At 75.0% G+C, this 18,152-nt stretch carries 11 protein-coding genes, 1 tRNA gene and 1 pseudogene; 7 read left to right on the top strand and 6 right to left on the bottom strand.

Annotated features, from left to right (window positions below; genetic code table 11):
- Nucleotides 1-285: 285 nt before the first annotated feature.
- Together ACZ7C5_RS03440 and ACZ7C5_RS03435 are read right to left on the bottom strand one after the other, a co-directional pair.
- Nucleotides 286-1,587, bottom strand: a pseudogene (locus ACZ7C5_RS03440) (SpoIIE family protein phosphatase); the annotation flags it as partial.
- A gap of 206 nt (nucleotides 1,588-1,793) precedes the next feature.
- Complete coding sequence (locus ACZ7C5_RS03435; protein ID WP_401089269.1) at nucleotides 1,794-3,179, bottom strand: NAD(P)/FAD-dependent oxidoreductase; 1,386 nt, start codon at nucleotides 3,177-3,179, stop codon at nucleotides 1,794-1,796.
- Nucleotides 3,180-3,799: 620 nt separating this feature from the next.
- On the opposite strand from ACZ7C5_RS03435, the gene ACZ7C5_RS03430 reads away from it, so the two are divergent.
- Nucleotides 3,800-4,609, top strand: coding sequence for a TetR/AcrR family transcriptional regulator (locus ACZ7C5_RS03430; RefSeq protein WP_470321866.1), 810 nt, complete (start codon nucleotides 3,800-3,802; stop codon nucleotides 4,607-4,609).
- 504 nt (nucleotides 4,610-5,113) lie between these two features.
- A complete protein-coding gene (locus ACZ7C5_RS03425) occupies nucleotides 5,114-7,204 on the top strand; it encodes a sigma-70 family RNA polymerase sigma factor (RefSeq protein WP_470321865.1) in 2,091 nt (696 codons plus the stop codon).
- A gap of 112 nt (nucleotides 7,205-7,316) precedes the next feature.
- On the opposite strand, the gene ACZ7C5_RS03420 is transcribed toward ACZ7C5_RS03425, so the two are convergent.
- The 3 genes from ACZ7C5_RS03420 to ACZ7C5_RS03410 all read right to left on the bottom strand — a co-directional run bounded on the left by ACZ7C5_RS03420 (nucleotide 7,317) and on the right by ACZ7C5_RS03410 (nucleotide 10,949).
- The gene (locus ACZ7C5_RS03420) at nucleotides 7,317-8,021 is read right to left on the bottom strand and encodes a DsbA family oxidoreductase (protein WP_188295119.1); all 705 of its coding nucleotides are present in this window, start codon (nucleotides 8,019-8,021) and stop codon (nucleotides 7,317-7,319) included.
- Between the two features lie 139 nt (nucleotides 8,022-8,160).
- Nucleotides 8,161-8,682: a universal stress protein gene (locus ACZ7C5_RS03415; RefSeq protein ID WP_401088918.1), complete on the bottom strand. Its 522-nt coding sequence runs from the start codon at nucleotides 8,680-8,682 to the stop codon at nucleotides 8,161-8,163.
- 134 nt (nucleotides 8,683-8,816) lie between these two features.
- The gene (locus ACZ7C5_RS03410) at nucleotides 8,817-10,949 is read right to left on the bottom strand and encodes an asparagine synthase-related protein (RefSeq protein WP_470321864.1); all 2,133 of its coding nucleotides are present in this window, start codon (nucleotides 10,947-10,949) and stop codon (nucleotides 8,817-8,819) included.
- A gap of 826 nt (nucleotides 10,950-11,775) precedes the next feature.
- Between ACZ7C5_RS03410 and ACZ7C5_RS03405 the strand changes: the two genes are divergently transcribed.
- Nucleotides 11,776-13,203 (top strand): MFS transporter, encoded by a 1,428-nt coding sequence (locus ACZ7C5_RS03405; RefSeq protein ID WP_188297284.1) that lies wholly within the window; start codon nucleotides 11,776-11,778, stop codon nucleotides 13,201-13,203.
- A 200-nt stretch (nucleotides 13,204-13,403) separates the two neighbouring features.
- Here the strand turns inward: ACZ7C5_RS03405 and ACZ7C5_RS03400 are convergent, their stop codons facing one another.
- A complete protein-coding gene (locus tag ACZ7C5_RS03400) occupies nucleotides 13,404-14,261 on the bottom strand; it encodes an endonuclease VII domain-containing protein (RefSeq protein WP_470321863.1) in 858 nt (285 codons plus the stop codon).
- Between the two features lie 349 nt (nucleotides 14,262-14,610).
- Here ACZ7C5_RS03400 and trmB point away from each other — a divergent pair, with 349 nt between their 5' ends.
- The 4 genes from trmB (at nucleotide 14,611) to ACZ7C5_RS03380 (ending at nucleotide 18,022) form a co-directional block, all read left to right on the top strand.
- A complete protein-coding gene (gene trmB, locus ACZ7C5_RS03395; RefSeq protein WP_401089271.1) occupies nucleotides 14,611-15,396 on the top strand; it encodes a tRNA (guanosine(46)-N7)-methyltransferase TrmB in 786 nt (261 codons plus the stop codon).
- Nucleotides 15,397-15,793: 397 nt separating this feature from the next.
- The gene (locus ACZ7C5_RS03390; RefSeq protein WP_470321862.1) at nucleotides 15,794-16,933 is read left to right on the top strand and encodes a PrsW family intramembrane metalloprotease; all 1,140 of its coding nucleotides are present in this window, start codon (nucleotides 15,794-15,796) and stop codon (nucleotides 16,931-16,933) included.
- A gap of 50 nt (nucleotides 16,934-16,983) precedes the next feature.
- Nucleotides 16,984-17,057 (top strand) — tRNA-Met (locus ACZ7C5_RS03385).
- 191 nt (nucleotides 17,058-17,248) lie between these two features.
- Nucleotides 17,249-18,022, top strand: a complete 774-nt coding sequence (locus tag ACZ7C5_RS03380; protein WP_401088927.1) for a hypothetical protein — start codon at nucleotides 17,249-17,251, stop codon at nucleotides 18,020-18,022.
- Nucleotides 18,023-18,152 lie beyond the last annotated feature (130 nt).

Genomic DNA, 18,152 nt, shown 5'->3' with positions numbered 1-18,152 from the left:
TCATCCAACTCGCCGGTGTCTTCGGGGCTTTGACGCCCTGTCCGACGTTTCAAACTCTAGCCGATCCCCGCTCCGAAAAGCGAATCCGACCGCAATCCGATAAAATGCGCACGCCGAATAAGCCCCAGGCCGTCACGCGGAAAAGCGAAACGACCGGCACGAACCGGAAGTGGTGATTCAAAGGATTGGCCACCCGGGGGCCGTCCGCGCAAACGCGTGTCCGGTGCTCCCTGCCAGGCAACTCGAAGAACTCTAGACCTCTGGGGTGGCCGGGTCAAGCGGCGCAAGCGGATTTTCGGCGCCCTCCTCCGCCGGCAGCTGGAAGGCCAGGACGGCGACGTCGTCGTCGTGCTCGGAGGTCACGCCCATCGCCCGGAGCAGCCGGGCGCAGATCACCTCGGGGGCGCCGATCGCGCCGGTCAGGGTGCGGGCCAGGAGGTCGAGGCCTTGGTCGATGTCCTCGTCGCGGCGCTCGACCAGTCCGTCGGTATAGAGGACGCCGGTCGTTCCGGGGAGCAGGCGCAGGGTGTGGGAGACGTGGGTGCCGCCGCCGGTGCCGAGCGGCGGGCCGTTCTGCTCCTCGCTGCGCAGGATGGTGCCGTCCGGGCAGCGCAGCAGCATCGGGAGGTGTCCGGCGGAGGCGTAGGAGAGGGTGCGGCGCCGCGGGTCCCAGGCGGCGTAGGTGCAGGTGGCGATCTGGTTGGCGTCGATCTCCATGGCGAGGCCGTCGAGCAGGCGCATGACCTCGTGCGGGGGCAGGTCGAGGCGGGCGTAGGCGCGGACGGCGGTGCGCAGCTGGCCCATGACGGCGGCGGCGCGCAGGCCTCGGCCCATCACGTCGCCGATGACCAGGGCGGTGCGTCCGCCGTCGATGGCGATGACGTCGTACCAGTCGCCGCCGACCGCGGCCTCGGCGCCGCCCGGCTGGTAGGTGGCGGCGACCCGCAGGTCGGCCGGCTGGTCGAGCTTCTGCGGGAGCAGGCTGCGCTGGAGGGTGACGGCGGCCTCGCGCTGCCGGCGTTCGGCTTCGCGCAGCCGGGCGGCGGCGAGCACCTGGTCGGTGACCTCGGCGGCGAAGACCAGCACTCCGGCGGGCGGGCCCTCGGCCGGGGCGTCGCGGTTCTCGCCGGTTCCGAGCGGGACGCAGGAGACGTTGTAGTAGCGGTTGCCGGTGAGGCCGAGGATGCAGCGGGCCTTGACGCTGCGCGGGCGGCCGCCGCGGATGACCTGGTCCATCAGGGGCAGGACGCCCATGGTGCCGAGTTCGGGGAGCGCCTCGCCGGCGGGCAGGCCGGTGGGGCGCTCGCCGAACAGTTCGCGGTAGGCGCGGTTGGCGTAGCCGAGCTGGTGGTGCGGGCCGTAGGTGACGGCGACCGGCGCGGGGATGCGGTTGAGGACCTCGCGCAGGTGCTGCGGCTTGTGCGGGTCGAGGAGCTCGGTGGTGGCGGTGGGGCCGCTCGGGTCGCGGGGGCTGGGCACGACGACGCCGTCGGGGCAGGGCGTGCCGTCTCCGGGGCCGGTCCCGTTGGCCGGGACGGCACGCCAGGGGACTCCGGTGAGCCGGGCGCTCCAACGCATGAGGTTCAAACGACGCCCGCTTCCTCGTTTTCCAGGCATATCATCACTTTTTGTGTACGCGAAAGCACACGGGGTAATGACCAGGTCGGGCTGATCCTGTCAGGCGGAGGCCCGGTTCCGGAAGTCGCGCGCCCGGCGTGGCCGCCCGATCCACCACCCGATCCGCCGTCCGATCCGCCGTCCGATCGACCACGGGCCCGGGTCGGCGGGTGCGGTCACCCGGGGGCATCCGGTCCGGCGTCGGTCTGCCGTCCGGACTTCGGATCGAACCCGCCCTCGAAGGCCGAGCGCGGGTGCTCCATCGCTCCCAGCGAGACCACTTCTCGGGAGAACACCCCGCCGAGCACCCAGTCCATCAGCACCCGGACCCGGCGCTCCGCGCTCGGCAGCCGTCGCAGGTGCCTGGCCCGGTGCAGCCACCAGGCCCGCCGGCCGGTCAGCTTCCCGCCCCGCCGGGTGTGCGCGACGGCCCGGCGCGGGCCGAGCGAGGTCGAGCAGGCGGCGGGCCCCGGCCGGTAGGCCGCCAGGCCCGGGGCGTGCGGCCCGCCGTCCAGGGCGACCACGACGTTGCGGGCGAGCAGCTCGGCCTGGGCGAAGGCGTGCTGGGCGTTGGGGGCGCAGGGGGCGCCGTCCGCGTTCGGATCCGGTACGGCGGCGCAGTCGCCGGCCGCCCAGACGCCGGGCAGGGCGCGGCCGTCCGGTCCGACGGCCTGGAGGGTCGCCAGACATCGGACCCGGCCGAGGGTGTCCAGCGGCAGGTCGGTCTCGCGCAGCAGGGGGGCCGGCCGGACACCCGCCGTCCAGACCAGGGTGCGGGCACCGAAGCGGCTGCCGTCGGAGAGCGCCACGACCCGGTCGGCCGCGGACTCCAGGGTGGTGCCCAGCCGGATCTCGACGCCGCGTTCGCGCAGTTCGCCGAGGGTGTGCTCGGCGAGCTCGGGCGACTCCTCGGCGAGGATCCGGTCGGTCGCCTCGACCAGGACCCAGCGCAGGTCCTCGGGACGGACGTTGTGGTAGGTGCGCACGGCGGCGCGGGCCATGTCCTCCAGTTCGGCGAGCGCGCCGACGCCCGCGTAGCCGGCGCCGACGAAGACGAAGGTGAGCGCGGCCTCGCGCAGCGCGGGGTCGCGGGTCGCGGAGGCGAGGTCGAGCTGCTCCAGGACGTGGTTGCGCAGGCCCACCGCCTCCCCGACGGTGGAGAAGCCCAGGCCGTGCTCGGCGAGGCCGGGCACCGGTGCCGTCCGGGAGACCGAGCCCGGGGCCACCACGAGGACGTCGTAGGGCAGTTCGACAGGCGCGGGGGGTTCGCCCGGGCCGGCGGCGTCGGCGAGCGCCCGGCGGGCGGCGTGTTCGATCCGGGTGATCCTGGCGGTGAGCACCCGGCAGTCCGGCAGGACCCGGCGCAGCGGGACGACCACGTGTCTCGGGTCGATCGAGCCGGCCGCCACCTCGGCCAGCAGCGGGTGGTAGGTGAAGTAGGCCTGGGGTTCGACGACGGTGATCTCCGCCTCGCCGCGCCGCAGCCGTTCCCGCAGGGCGCGCTGGAGGTGGAGTGCGGCGGCCGTTCCGGCGCAGCCGCCGCCGGCGATCAGGATCCTGATGGTGCGCCTCCTGCCGATGTGACGTTTCGCCCCGGCCCCGCGGCCGGGGGTGTCCCCCCGTTCACGCCCCCTATGAAGTACCGGCGGGGGGCGTCTTGTCCACAGTCCGTACGGTGCTGGTTGCGACCCGAGTGGCCACCGGGGCCAGATGTGCTTGCCGGGCGACTTTCTGACGCACTTTCGGCCGCGAAGAGTGGTGAACTATGGTCGGATTGTGTACCGGGGCGGCCGTCGCCATGACAATCGGCGGCGACGCACCGTGGAGCGGCCATTACGGCCAGTTCCAGCGTTGGCGTGAGAACCCGACTGGGGGACAGTCATCCGGGGAAGGGTAGTTCCCGGACAGGGCCCCGGACGGTGCCGACGCGCCGAGCCGGACGTGGACCCGGCACGGCGGCACGAACCGTGGTCACCGGAACGGGACGGGCGGCACGAGCGATGGTTCATCGGGTCATTTCTGACGGGCTGAGCTGCACCGGGGGGTGCAGGGGCGGGCGACGACAGGGTCCGGTTTCGGACGCCTGCGGGGGAGAGTTGGGATGATGGAGCAGGAGCAGGTGTTGGGGCGGGTAGGTGCACCGCAGGCCGGACCGGGCATGGTCCCCGAGCAGCGTGGTCCGGTGGATCTGCCGCCACAGGGCGGATCGGGACAGGCCGCGATGGCGCGGGCCCCCGTGCCGTACCGGGCCGAGCCGGCGCCGGCCGCCGTGCCGGTGCCCGGGGCCCGGCTGCGGGTGGACGCCCGGCGGAACCTGGAGAGCGTGCTGCGGGCGGCCCGCGAGGTGTTCGGCGAGTTCGGCTACGGCGCGCCGATGGAGGAGGTCGCACGCCGGGCCGGGGTCGGGGTCGGCACGGTCTACCGACGCTTCCCGAGCAAGGAGGTGCTGGTCCAGCGGATCGCCGCCGAGGAGGTGGCGTGGCTGACCGCGCAGGCCCGGGAGTCGCTGTACGGCGGCGACGGAGCCTGGGAGGCGCTGGCCGGCTACCTGGCCCGCGCGGTGAGCAGCGGCGCCGGGCGGCTGCTGCCGCCGGAGGCGTTCCGGTACGCGGAGGAACTGGGCCGGGTGCCCGAGCAGCGGGCGCCGGAACCACCCGCGGCCGTCCGCTTCGACCTGCGCGGCGAGGAGGCCCGTTCCGGCGGGGTGGTCGAGCCGTCGGCGGCGGACGCCGATCCCCGGCTGCTGCTCCAGTTACTGGCCGCCCTGGTGGCGCGGGCCGGTGCGGCGGGCGAACTGCGGCCGGGCGTCACGGTGTCGGACGTGGTGCTGGTGCTGACCGCCTCGGTGCCGGTGCACGCGACCCGTGCCTCGGTCTCCGCACCGGCGGCCGGCGGTTTCTCGCCGATTTCTCCGCAGACGGACGGCCAGTCGGCCGCCGGACCCGCGGACCGGCTGCTGGAGATCCTGCTGGACGGCCTGCGGGCGCGCTGACGCCCGGCGGCCGGCCGGGCGTCACCCGCGACGGACACGGGAGTTGGAGGGATGACCGGCGCGCGGCCCGAGTGCGCGCGCCGGGTGTGGGAGTCGCACACCCCGTCGCCGCACGCTGGGCGAACGCACCCGCGACGGCCCCACGGAGGAGGGACGGCGGCCGGTCCGGCTACCGTCGGTCCCTGCGCTATGCCATCCTTTGCCCGTGGTTGGAGTCAATGTCCCGATGCGCGCCCTTCGCGCGCCGTCGGCGCCGTACGTCGGGGAACCGTGCGCCTACGCACTCCCGCGCGCCCTGCCACACTACGGGGGCTGTCGTGGAATCTGGGGTCCGTTGTGAGCGCCGAGGAACAGAACGACTACGGGTACGGGCTCGACTTCGGAGGCTTCTCCGGTAGTACGGCCGGGGGGTCCGCCGCGGGCCCCGGTGGTACCGGCGGTGCGGGCCAAGTGCCGGGCGCCGCCGCGGGTCCGACCGCCGGTCACGTCCCCGACCAGGCCGGGATGCCCAGCCGCGAGTCGCTCTCCGCCTCCGGCGCCGCGCTGCCGCCGGGCCGGGTGCCCGGGCAGGCCCCCGCGGGCCTCGGCGGCGTCGCCCCCGAAGCGTTCGTCGGCGAACCTTTCCCCGGCCGGACCGCCCGGCCGACCGTGCCCGCCCCCGCCGACCCGGTGGACGGCGAGCGCCCCGCCTCCGACGCCGAGTTGACCGCCAGGGTGCGGGCCGGCGACGACACCGCGTACGAGGAGATCTACCGTCGGCACGCCGACTCGGTGCGCCGCTACGCGCGCACCTGCTGCCGGGACAACTTCACCGCCGAGGACCTCGCCGGCGAGGTGTTCGCCCGCACCCTCCAGGCGCTGCGGGCGGGCAAGGGGCCCGAGTTCGCCGTCCGCGCGTACCTGCTGACCGCCGTGCGCAACGTCGCCGCCGCCTGGCACCGCAGTGAGCGGCGCGAGCAACTCGTGGACGACTTCGCCGTGTTCGCGCAGACCTCGGCCGCCGTGGTCGACTTCGACCTGGCCGACCCGGGCGCCGACGCCTGGGCGATGGCGATGGCCGACCAGCGGATGGTCATGCAGGCCTACGCCGAACTGCCCGAGGACGACCGGGTGGTGCTCTGGCACACCGAGGTCGAGCGGGAGTCGCCGAAGACCGTCGCGGTGATGCTCGGCAAGACCGCCAACGCCACCGCCGTCCAGGCCCACCGGGCCCGTGACCGGCTCGCGGCCGCGTTCCTCCAGGCGCACGTCTCGGGCAGCCAGGAGAGCGGGTGCGAGGCGTACGCCAACCGGCTCGGGGCGTACGCGCGCGGCTCGCTGCGCAAGCGGGCCTCGGCGGAGGTCGGCCGGCACCTCCAGGAGTGCGACCGCTGCACGGCGGCCTGCCTGGAACTGACCGAGATCAACACCGGGCTGCGCGCCCTGCTGCCCGGCGGGGTGCTCGTCTGGATCGGCGTCGGCGGGTTCGGCGCCGCCGCGGCCGCCGTGGGCGGTGTCGCCGCGGTCGGCGGTGCGGCCGCCGCGGGCACGGCCGCCGCGTCCTCCGGGACCTCGGGCGCCGCCGCGGGTGCGGCCGCCGCCGGGTCGGCCGGTGCGGCCTCCGGCGGGAGCGGGGCCGGCGCGGCCGCGGCCGGCGAGGGACTGGGCACCGCGGCCAAGGCCGGGATCGCCGCCGCGATCGCGGTGGCGGCGGCCGCCGTCGCCGCGTACGCGCTCACCGGCTCGCCCGAGCCGAAGCCCCCGGCGGCCGCTCCGCCGGTCACCAGCGCCCCGGCCGTCCCCGCCCCGGCGCCGCCCGCGACCGCGGCTGCGGCCGCGCCCGCTCCTGCTCCCGCGCCCGCCGATGCCCCCGCCCCGGCGCCCGGCGCCGCCGAGCCGGCTCCGGCGGCACCCGCGACGAGCCCCGGCGCCAAGCCGGCCGACAAGCCCGCCCCGGCGCCCCCGTCCGCCGCCACCCGGGCACCGGAGGAACCCACGACGCCCGCGTCCGGCACCCCGAAGGCGCCGAAGCCGACCACCGCTCCCCCGGTCGTGCCCGTGCCCACCCTGCCGCCGCTGCCCACGCCCGACGTGCCGGTCATCCCGACGCCCACCGTGCCGCCGGTGCCGACCCCGACCTTCACCCAGCCCTCGCCGCCCGCGCCCACGGACTTCTGGGGCAACTCGCTGCCCGTGCTCAAGCCCGGCAACAACCGGGTGCCGCCGCCGGAGCCGAGCATCCGGCAGAAGGGCAGCGACGCGTTCTGGCAGCGTGACGGCGGCTGGATCGGCGGCGACTACCACCAGCACGCGATCACCGTGCACGCCCCGGCGACCACCCTGATCGACCTCAACCGCACCTGCACGTCCTTCGACGCGGTGGCCGGGGTGGACGACGCCACGCTGTCGCCGGGCGGGGTCGTCTTCTCCGTCCAGGGCGGCGACGGCACCACGCTGTGGCGTTCCCGTCCGCTGGCCGTCGGCGACGAGGCGGTGCCGGTGCACGTGCCGCTGGCCGGGCAGAAGTCGGTCAAGCTGGTGGTCGCCCCGGTCAACGGGATCTGGTCGGCGCTGAACGTCGCGAACTGGGCCCAGGCCCGCTTCCGCTGCTCGTGACGAGGGCCCGCGCCGGGCGGTCGTGACGGGCGGTCGTGACGGAGGCCCGCTCCAGGGGTCCTGGAGCGGGCCTCGGGTCCGCGGCGATCCAGGCGGGGGCCGCCCGGGGACGTCAGATGGCGCAGGAGCCGTCCGCGCAGGCCTCCCCGGCCGGGGCGACCTGCACCGGGACGGGGCGGCGCTCGCCGATCTCGGTGGCGACCTGCTCCAGCACCTTGCGGAAGGTCGCGGCGTCCTGACCGCCCTGGACGGCCCACTTGCCCTCGAAGACGAAGGTCGGCACGGCGCTGATGCCCAGCTCCCGGCCCTCGGCCAGCTGGGCGTCGACCTCGGCGGTGCCCTCGTCGCCCGCCAGGTAGCCGGTCACCCGGTCCCGGTCCAGGCCGGCCGACACGGCGACGTCGGTCAGCGCGGCCCGGTCGCCGACGTCCACGCCGTCGGTGAAGTGCGCCTTCAGCAGTGCCTCCTTCAGCCGGCCCTGGACGGCGGGGCCGTACTCCGTCTCGGCGAGGTGCAGCAGGCGGTGGCCCAGGAAGGTGTTGGCGTGCAGCGCGGCGTCGAAGTCGTAGCTGATGCCCTCGGCGCGGCCCAGCTCGGCCACCTGCGCGTCCATCGCCACCGACTGCGGGCCGTAGCGCTCGGCCAGCCAGGCACGGTGCGGGCTCGCCGTCTCCGGGGCGTCCGGGACCAACTGGTACGGACGGTAGACGACCTCGACCTGCTCCTTGCCTGCGAAGTCCGCGAGGGCCTGCTCGAAGCGGCGCTTGCCGATGTAGCACCAGGGGCAGGCGATGTCGGACCAGATCTCGACCTTCATGCGGATGGCTCCAGGGGACGTCTTGTGGGATGCGGACAAGATGGGTGAACGATGAACCATCTCGGTACATTCCCGGCACCTCATGGGCGTCCCGGCCGGTCAGGCCCCGGACGGGCCGGTCAGACCCCAGGCGGGCCGGTCAGGCCCCGGACGGCGCGGGGACCACCAGCACCGGGCAGGCCGCGTGGTGCACCACCGCCGAACTCACCGAACCCAGCAGCAGCCGGGCGAAGCCGCCGTTGCCCCTGGTGCCGATCACCAGCGTGTGCTGCCGGGTCGCCGCCTCCAGGAGCACCTCGATCACGTTGCCCAGCACCACGTGCAGCGACAGCTCCCCCGCGTACGGCACCGGGCGCTGGCGCTGGACGACGGCCACCGAGCGGCGCAGCCCGTCCGCCATGCTCTCGACCAGCGTCTCCACGCTCTCCTGCACCAGTTCCGCCATCCCCGGCGGGTAGCCGGCCGGCGCCGGGTTGACCACGGCGAGCACGTACAGCGGCAGCCCGAACAGCCCGGCCTCCGTCATCGCCCGGTCCAGCGCCCACAGCGACCCGTCCGACCCGTCGCACGCCACCAGCACCCCCGGCACCCGCCCGGCGGGCGGACGCCCGAGCACGGACAGCACGACCGGCACCTCCCTCCCCGCGCTCCCACCGGCCACCGCACGTCCTCCTCACCCCGGATGCACAACCCCGCCATCATCACCGGCCCCCCGATCCGGAACCGGCAACCGCGCCGCAGGGAGGAGGCGGCCGGAGAGGCGGGCGGCCGGAGAGGCAGCGGGCCCGGACCGGGTCAGGGGCTGAGGGCGGGCTGCCGCGGACCGGGCAGGCCGGTCCAGCAGGCGCCGTGGCGGCGGGCGCGGACGCGGCGGAGCCAGAGTTCGGTGGCGACGAGGTCGGCGAGGCCCGCGAGGGCGAACGGCGAGAGGGCGGAGGGGTCCGCGGAGCGGGCGAGGCCGGCCCGGACGGCGGTCAGGTCGATGAGGCCGGCTTCGGCGAGCAGGGGGGCGTCGAAGAGTTCGGCGAGGCCGTCGGCGGCGAGGCGCAGGCCGGCCCTGGCGGGGGCGGTGCGGTCGGGGCGGGGGGTGCGGCCCCAGTCGGGGGGCAGGTCGGTGCGGCCGGCGCCGGTGAGGACGGCGCGCAGGAGGGCGTGCCGGGCGCCGGGCTGGAGGCGGACGTCGTCGGGCAGCAGCCGGGCGGCCCGCACCACCTGGTTGTCGAGGAAGGGCGCGTGCAGCCGCTGGCCCGGCTGTTCGGCGGCGTGCACGAGCGTGCGGAAGGAGCGCGCCTGCCGGTAGAGGGCGTGCCGGGCCCGATGTGCGCCCGGATGCTCCTCGGGCGCCGGCTTGCGCGCCGCCAGGCGGAGCCGCAGGGCCACCGCGGAGAGCGCCTCGTCGGAGAGCCAGCGGGCGGCCGGGCCCGGCACGCACCAGGCGAGGTCGGCGGCCGAGCGGGCCCCCGCGGTACCGACGCCGTCCGGGACGTGGCGGGCGGTCAGCTTGGCGGCAGCCTCGTCCAGCGCCTCGGCGTAGCGGACCCGGGAGAGCCGGTGGGCGGCCCGGAGCACGGTGAGCGGGGTGCGCAGCGCTCCGGTGAGGACGCCCGCGGCCGCCCGGTCGGCACCGGCCAACGCGGCGACCGGGGGCAGCAGTTCACGCGTCCGGCCGGCCCGGATCAGGTCGGCGAGCCTGGCCGGGTGGCCGTCCAGGACCTGCCGGGCGCCGTAGCCGGTGAGGTGGTCGGTGCCGCCGGCGTCGAAGCGGGCCTCGGCGCGGGCGGCGGCGACGAGTTCGGGCCCCGGCTCGTCGGTGAGCCGGCCGGCCTGCGGGTCGGCGCCGGGGCCGGCGTAGGGGAGGGTGTCGGGGCCGGGGTCGAGCACGGTGTGCCGCAGCCGCGGGGTGTCGGGGGCGAGCGCGAGGCCGGCCGGGGGGTCGGTCTCGCCGAGCGTGACGGCGGCCAGCTGTTCGGGGGCGGCGGGCCCCTGAACGGCGGCGCGGGCCCAGGAGCCCTTGACCGCGCCGCTCCTGGCCCCGGCGGTGGCCACCCGGGCCGCCGCGGTGGCCGAGGGCAACGGTGGCAGCGGTACGGCGGCGGCGAGCAGCGCGACGGTCGCGGAGGCCGTCCCGTACGAGAGGTCGACGCCGAGCCTGGCCCGCCCCGCGGCGTCGAGGGGCGGGGCGGTGGTGCGGACCCGGGAGCGGACGGACTCCAGCAGCGCGCGGGTGAGTTCGCGGACGGCGGGCGCCTCGTCGCGCGGCTGCTCGGCGCCGGCCGGGTCGTCGTAGCCGGACAGGTACGGACGGCCGCCGCGGACGGCGAGCAGGTGGCCGGGCGGCACCTGCTGGACACCGAGGTACGGGGTGCCGGTGCCGAGCGCCTCGGGGGACTCGGGGCAGGCGAGCCGGGCGGCGAGGTGGCCAGTGTCCAGCGGGGCGCCGACCAGGTCGGCCAGTGGCAGGGCGGCGGTGGCGTACGCGGTGCCGCCGGCCCACGGGGTGTGGAAGACCGGCCGGGCGCCGGCGAGGTCGGTGAGCAGCAGGGTGGAGCGGGTGCCGGAGCGCAGCACCACGGTGTAGCTGCCGGGCCAGGCGGTGAGGTGGCGGACGGCGCCGCCGCGGGCGGCGGCGAGGCCCGCGGCGAGTTCGGCGTCGGTGGCGCCGCAGTGGCCGAGGACGGCGAGCCTGGAGGTGGCGGGGGTGTCCTCGGCCTGGTCGGGGGTGGTGGGCCCGGTGCTGACCACGGCGGCGGCACCGGGGCGGAGGGTGACCAGGCGAATCTCCCCCGGGCGCCAGTCGCCCACGGCCCAGAGCGGGTCGGGCCCGGTCCACAGAGGGCGCGCGGCGATCGGCGTGACCGTGCCGAGCACCTCGTGTGCCGGAGTGCCCGCGCTCGGCGCACCCGTGCACCAGCCCGTCAGCCACCGCATCGTGCCTCCACCGGACGAGGACCTGCATCCGTGCGGCGCGTTCGCCGCCCGCCGGGCGGCCGGGTGGTGTGCCGTGGCGGCCCGGGCGCGTCCCGACGTGCCCCCGCAGCCCGACGCGCCGTCAGGAGACATCGTGCCATCGCCGGACGCCGCCGTGGCCGGTGTTGCGGGTTCCGCCTCCGTTCGAACCGATCGCGCGACGGCCGTGCCGTCCCCCACGCGGCGTTGCCGCGGCCGTACGGGCCGGAGCGGGCGCGCTCCGCGGCGCCGGGCGGCTCCGCCGGCCGATCACTTCGGGCGGGCAAGTCGGGTGCACCGGCCGGGAGTTCGGATCGTCCTGCGGTTGCGGGGTCGGGCGGGCCGGACCTCCCCCTCCCCGGCCCGGACCGCCCGCGAACACCTTTGTCATGGGCATCGCGAGATGGCCGAAAGGCGTCGCCCAGCCCGGGAGGGCATCCGCATGCCCTCCCGGACTTCACCGCCGCCCGCGGGGATGGAGACGGCGGCTTCCCCCGGCCTGCCGGGTCCTCGACGGCAGGCCGGCCCACGACCACCAGCGAATCGCCGACCAGCCGGTCGGGCCAGGGGGCACGGCCGGGCGCACGTGAACACGGGACCGGAGCACGAGGCTCCGGCGCGCGGCGCGGGCGGCCGGATCCGAGTGGTCCGGACCAACTCCCGTGCGACACCGCCGAGTGCACGATCCCGCCATCCGGAATGCGACCTCTTAACCGTCGGAACGCGTCCGACTACTCTAGGTGCAGCAGCTACGGCCCGGTGCCGCCCGGGCCCCGCGCACAAGGCCGCAGGAGGTGCCGCCGCCACCATGACCGTCAGCCCACGAGGACCGAACGAACGGCTCGGCACGCTCCTGACCCTCGCCCAGATCAGCAACGCCGGACTGGCCCGCCGGGTCAACGACCTCGGCGCCCAGCGCGGACTGACGCTGCGGTACGACAAGACCTCGGTGGCCCGCTGGGTCAGCAAGGGCATGGTCCCGCAGGGGCCGGTCCCGCACCTGATCGCCACCGCGATCGGCGGCAAGCTCGGCCGGCCCGTCCCGCTGGAGGAGATCGGCCTGGGTGACACCGACCCGGCGCCCGAACTCGGCCTGGCCTTCCCGCGCGAGGTCGCCGACGCGGTCCGCTCCGCGACCGACCTGTGGCGGATCGACCTCGACCTGCGCCGCGGCCCCGGCGGCGGCCGCTGGAGCGACAGCCTGGCCGGCACCTTCTCGGTCGCCGCCTACGCGACCCCCGTCTCCCGCTGGCTGATCACCCCCGCGGACGGCTCGGTGGCCCGCGAGGTGCCGCGCTCCCCCACCGACACCTCCTCCTACCGGGTCGGCCACTCGGACGCCGCCAAGCTCCGCGAGGCGGCCCAGGAGGCGCGCCGCTGGGATTCCAAGTACGGCGGCGGGGACTGGCGTTCGTCGATGGTGCCGGAGTGCCTGCGGGTGGAGGCGGCACCGCTGCTGCTCGCCTCGTACAGCGACGCGGTCGGCCGGGCGCTGTTCGGCGCGACGGCCGAACTGACCAGGCTGGCCGGGTGGATGGCCTTCGACACCGGGCAGCACGAGGCCGCCCAGCGCTACTACATCCAGGCGCTGCGGCTCGCCAGGGCCGCCGCCGACGTGCCGCTCGGCGGCTACGTGCTGGCCTCGATGAGCCTCCAGGCCGGCTACCGGGGCTTCGCCGAGGAGGCGGTCGACCTCGCGCAGGCCGCGCTGGAGCGCAACCGGGGCCTGGCCACCGCCCGCACCATGAGCTTCTTCCACCTGGTGGAGGCCCGGGCCCAGGCCAAGGCCCGCAACGCGGCGGCGTGTGCGACGGCGCTCGGTGCGGCGGAGAGCGCGCTCGAACGGGCACGCGCCGGGGATCCCGATCCGGCGTGGATCGACTTCTACGCCTACGACCGGCTCGCCGCCGACGCCGCCGAGTGCTTCCGCGACCTCGGAGTGCCCTCCAAGGTCCGGCAGTTCACCCGCGAGGCGCTGGCCACGCCCACCGAGGGCTACGTCCGCTCGCACGGCCTGCGGCTGGTGGTCTCGGCGATGGCCGAGGCGGAGGCGGGCAACCTGGACGCCGCGGTCGCCGCCGGCGAACGCGCCGTCGAGGTGGCCGGCCGGATCTCCTCGCAGCGGAGCCGGGAGTACGTGGTGGAGATGCTGCGGCGGCTGGAGCCGTTCCAGGGTGAGCGCCGGGTGCGGGAGCTGACCGAGCGGGCCCGGGCGGTGATCGTCGCCCCGGCGTGAACGCCGGGGCGAGCAGCGGGCCGTACGGCAGGACGTCGCGGCGGTGCTGCGCCGCGCCGTCGAGCCCGGCGAGCTGCTCGCCCACTGGACCTCGCGGTACGGCCGGGCGCTGCCCAGCCGCTCAATCGCGGCGTCACGGACGCCATCGCGCGCCGGTACGGCGCCCGTTCGCTGCTCGAATACGACACCGCGGGCAAGGGCTACCGCTCCGGCGCTCCTGGCGTCGATGCACCCGGCTCCTGATCTTGCGAAACCCTGGGCAGTGCGCGCCGTTCCGTCACCCGCCGGGTTGCCGGCAGCGCCGTCCCGCACCCGACCGGCCGGTCACCTGCCGCCGACCGCGCACGATCCAGGTAGCTTGCAGCAGCTCGAAGCCGTTCAGCCTCGTCGGCGAAGAGACCGAGTGCCGTGTTGCAATTCGAGCAGAGCAATCCACGCGTCGCCCCGGTCGCGTGACAGTGGTCCACCACGAACCGGCTGGCGAAGGCCGTACGGCAGATCGCACACCGCCGCCCCTGTGACTCCCACAGCGCACCGATCTCCGCACGATCCAAGCCGTACTTCCGGGCCCAGATGCGGGCTCGCTCGGCGCCTCGGCATCGCCAACTTCGCTTTTCAGAGGCGAACTTCCGCTGTTCGATTCGCTCACGGATATCTATGGGGCCGCACACCGAACACAGGGCCGTCCGACTCGCCTCGTCTATCTCCGTGAGACAGTGCCTGTTCCGGATGTTCGCCGCGAGCAGATCTGCCAGTTCCGGCGAACTGTACCGACACTTGGGCGAGCAGAATCGCTTGTTGGACGACGGGTAGGCATCGAACGTGGCATCACACTCGATCCCCTTACACACCCGGCTCTGCTTGCTCGACTCCCGAATCGGCCGACGGCCACTCCCAGGCCGCCTGATCCGCACACCGATCCCGCGGAGTGCACGGATCACGGGCTTGTAGGTTTCGAGCCCGCATTCTGTTGCCAGACTTTGCGCAGACTCTCCGCTTTCATAGCGCCGACGGACTTCATCGAACGAGATCTGCCACGGAGTTCGAGGTCGTCCCATACAGGCGATTATGCTGTCGCCGGCTCCGTCGGCTCTGGGATTCGCAACAAGTCATACCGGAGCAATTCGCGAGGCGGCTCAACACCGTTCGGCGCCCCGGACGGACGCCCGCTGGTCCTGGGAGGAGTAGCGGCGGCGCCGGCCGGGGGCCGCCGCCGGGAAGGAGCCACCACAGAGGGGGACTCCTTCCTTCGTCCTCCTCGCGGCCTGGCGGTGGCGGCCCGCAGGGCCCCGCCGGGGCCCGGATGAGCCCGGTCACAGGCCCGGCCGGAGCGCCCCGACAGCCCCGTAGACTCGGGTGATTGTGACTGCCACCGCCCCGATCCCCCAGCCCTCGCCGTCCGCCCGGATGTCCGCCGCGCCGGCCGCCTACCCCGCGCCGATGTACCCGCACAAGGCCACCGAGGCCCAGCACCGCGAGCGCCGCATCCGCAGCTTCCAGCCGCGCCGGGGCCGGATGACCAACGCCCAGGCGAGCGCCCTGGACCGGAGCTGGGAGACCTACGGCATCCCGATCGACGGCACCCCGCTGGACCTGCCGGAGCTGTTCGGCGGGCTGCCGGTGACCCTGGAGATCGGCTTCGGCATGGGCGAGACCACCGCCGCGATGGCCGCCGCCGACCCGGCCATGGGCATCCTCGCCGCCGACGTGCACACCCCGGGCCACGGGAACCTGCTCGGCCTGCTGGAGCGCGACGGTTCCCGGAACGTCAGGACCGCCGCCGGCGACGCGGTGATCCTGCTGCGCGACATGCTCCCGGACGCCTCGCTGGCCGGTCTGCGGGTCTACTTCGCCGACCCGTGGCCCAAGCCCAAGCACCACAAGCGCCGGCTGGTCCAGCCCGCCTTCCTCGACCTGGTGCTCCCCCGGCTCGCCCCAGGCGCCCTGGTGCACTGCGCCACCGACTGGGAGCCGTACGCGGAGCAGATGCTGGCCGTGCTGTCCGCCTCGCCCGAGCTGGAGAACCTGCACCCCGAGGGGGACGGGACCGGCTGGACGGAGCCCGCGGACCACCCGGACGGCAGCATCCCCGGCTACGCCCCGAGGCCGGACTGGCGTCCGGTCACCAAGTTCGAACGGGCCGGGATCGCCAAGGGCCACGTCGTCCACGACCTGCTGTTCCGCCGCCGCTGACCCACCGGCGCCGTTCGAACAGGCGGCCGCGCGGCAGCCGTACGGGCGGGGAGGGGCCGGACGGTTCGTCCCGAGTCCTCCCGGCGGGCCGCCGCGGTGGCCTACCCTGTGCCGCATGGGCAGCCCGTCCGGCGGCGGGTCCGGGACGAACGGCCGGACGACCGGTCGCGCCGCCGCCGACGCAGCGGAGGCGGTCCCGAGCACCGGCGGCACCCGGACCATCCCGGGGCCCCGGAGGCGCCGGGCCCACCGGCTGCTGCCCCGGCCCGCCCCCGCCCTGCCGGTCTTAGCCGAGGCACCCACGGCCGTCCCGGCCGTCCCGGCCGCCGCGGCCCCGGCCGCCGCTCCCGCCCCGGTCACCGCCACCCCCGGGGCCCCGCCGGGCCGCAACCGTTCGGTGGCACTCTCATCCGTCACCGCGACCGCCGTGCTGACCCTGATCGGCTGCGGGGTGCTGATCCTCCACCTGGTCCAGCGGCAGACCGGCACGGTCGGGCTGCTGGTCGGCCTGGGCCTGGCGATGGTGCCGCTGCCGTTCGTGCTCGGCGGCCTGGCCTGGCTCAACCTCACCGCCAGGGTCCCGCTGCGGCACACCGTGTTCTGCCTCGGCTGGGGTGCCTGCGCCGCCACCACCGTCGCCATCCTGGCCAACAACTGGACGGCGAGCTACCTGACCCGGCACCGGGGACCGTTCGGCGAGCTGCTGGGCGCCGGGATCGCCACCCCGGTGATCGAGGAGACCGCCAAGGCCACCGCCCTGCTGGTGCTCCTGCTCCCGCTCGGCCAGCGGCTGCGCTGCCACGGCCGCCGCACCGGGCGCCCCTGCGCGCCGCTGCTGCGCCGGCTGCCCGCGCCCCGCAGCCCCCGCCCGTACCCGCGCCACCCGGTCGGGCCGCACGCCCGCGGCCGGCTGCGGCTGCGCCCGTACCTGCGGCCGCTGCCCTACCTGCGGCCGGCCCCACCCGCCGGTGGCCCGCCGCACCACCGCTCCCGGCCCCGCACCCTGGCCGCCGGGGTGGTGCTCGGCGGGATGACCGCCTGCGGCTTCGCGTTCACCGAGAACGCCCTCTACCTGGGCCGGGCCTTCACCAGCGACCAGCGGCAGCGGCTGGACAGCATCGGCCTCGGCGACCCGCCCAGCCTGCGCGACTTCGACAGCACCGTGCAGACCTTCGTCCTGCGCGCCCTGCTCTCCCCCTTCGCCCACCCGCTGTTCACCGCGCTCACCGGGATCGGCCTGGCCGTCGCCCTCACCACCGCGCGGCGCTGGCTGGCCCGGCTGGCCGTGCCCGCCGGGCTGCTGATGGCGATGACCCTGCACGGCACCTGGAACGCCGCCGCCGACCTCGGCACGGACGGCTTCCTGGTGGTCTACGGGGCGCTGATGGTGCCCTGCTTCGCCGCGCTGGTCTGCTTCGCGGCCTGGGCGAGGTCCCGCGCGTCCCGGCACCCCCCGCCCGGCCGGCGGCAGGCGGAAGGCCGGGCGGAGGGACGGGCCCGGGGACGCGCTTCCCGGCAGCCCGCCGAGGGCGTCTGAGGAACCGATTTCCCATCTCGGCGACTTCCCCGTATTGTTGTGTTCACCGACGCGGGGTGGAGCAGCTCGGTAGCTCGCTGGGCTCATAACCCAGAGGTCGCAGGTTCAAATCCTGTCCCCGCTACTCAGTAGCCGAAAGGCCCGGAGGATTCTTCCTCCGGGCCTTTCGCGTTCCCAGGTACGGGCAGGGCACGGTCCTGCCACGAACCTGTAACGGCGGCCTGTCCCGTAATCCCCTGTCAGCGGCCTGAACCATACTGAGGAAAAATTCATCCGATTGGGGGCGGCTCGACCACCCCGGACAGGAAGCACCACATGTTGTCGAAGCGACTGGTCAGTACCACCGCGCTCTGCCTCGTCCTGGCAGCCGGCACCGCCGCGTGCGGCAGCTCCACGAGCGACGGCAAGGCCGGCTCCGCGCAGAAGCTCGACACCGACAAGCTCAGCGCCCAGGACATCTCGAAGCAGGCCAAGGAAGCCCTGGCCTCCGCGGGCTCCCTCAAGATGGTCGGCAACATCAGCAGCGACGAGGGCAAGATGGAGCTGAACCTGACCCTCGACAACAAGAGCCAGTGCACCGGCAGCATGTCGATGCCGGGCATGGGCAAGTTCGACATCATCAGCGACGGCAAGACCTCGTACGTCAAGCCGGACACCGCCTTCTGGACCAACATGGGCGGCCCGAACGGCGCCAAGGCCGCCGAGCTGTTCAAGGGCCGCTACCTGACCGGCTTCGAGAACGACCCGTCGATGGGCTCCCTCATCAGCGTCTGCAACCTCGCCGAGTTCAGCAAGAAGATCACCGAGGACAAGAGCAGCAGCGACAAGGTCGAGAAGGGCTCCGCCGGCAACGTCAACGGCGTGAAGACCTTCAGCCTGAAGTCCACCGACTCCGACGGCGAGACCTCGACCATCCACGTCGCCACCGAGGGCAAGCCCTACCCGGTGCGGATCGAGCACACCGGCGCCAAGGACGGCAACGGCCAGATCGACTTCACCGACTTCGACAAGCCGCTGACCATCCAGGTCCCGCCGGCCGACAGCACGATCGACTTCACCAAGTTCCAGGACCAGCTCAAGACCGCCTGAGCGGCGGACGCGGGTACCGCGGAATAATCCGTTGCCCTCCCCCGGGTGCGCTGCCTACGCTGGCAGCACACTGAAGGGAGGTGATCCTGAGTTGAGTTCCATCAGGATGTGTGAGGTGGCTGCTCGCTAG

This window comes from Kitasatospora sp. NPDC036993 (genome assembly GCF_055607525.1).
The sequence above is the reverse complement of the archived record's forward strand: the minus strand, read 5'-3'. Positions and strand labels throughout refer to the sequence as shown.

Coding starts and splice junctions, on each gene's coding strand:
- ACZ7C5_RS03425 (WP_470321865.1), top strand. CDS start 5,114: ATGCCCAGCCGCGAGTCGCTCTCCGCCTCCGGCGCCGCGCTGCCGCCG.
- ACZ7C5_RS03420 (WP_188295119.1), bottom strand. CDS start 8,021: ATGAAGGTCGAGATCTGGTCCGACATCGCCTGCCCCTGGTGCTACATC.
- ACZ7C5_RS03410 (WP_470321864.1), bottom strand. CDS start 10,949: ATGCGGTGGCTGACGGGCTGGTGCACGGGTGCGCCGAGCGCGGGCACT.
- ACZ7C5_RS03405 (WP_188297284.1), top strand. CDS start 11,776: ATGACCGTCAGCCCACGAGGACCGAACGAACGGCTCGGCACGCTCCTG.
- ACZ7C5_RS03400 (WP_470321863.1), bottom strand. CDS start 14,261: ATGGGACGACCTCGAACTCCGTGGCAGATCTCGTTCGATGAAGTCCGT.
- trmB (WP_401089271.1), top strand. CDS start 14,611: ATGTCCGCCGCGCCGGCCGCCTACCCCGCGCCGATGTACCCGCACAAG.
- ACZ7C5_RS03380 (WP_401088927.1), top strand. CDS start 17,249: ATGTTGTCGAAGCGACTGGTCAGTACCACCGCGCTCTGCCTCGTCCTG.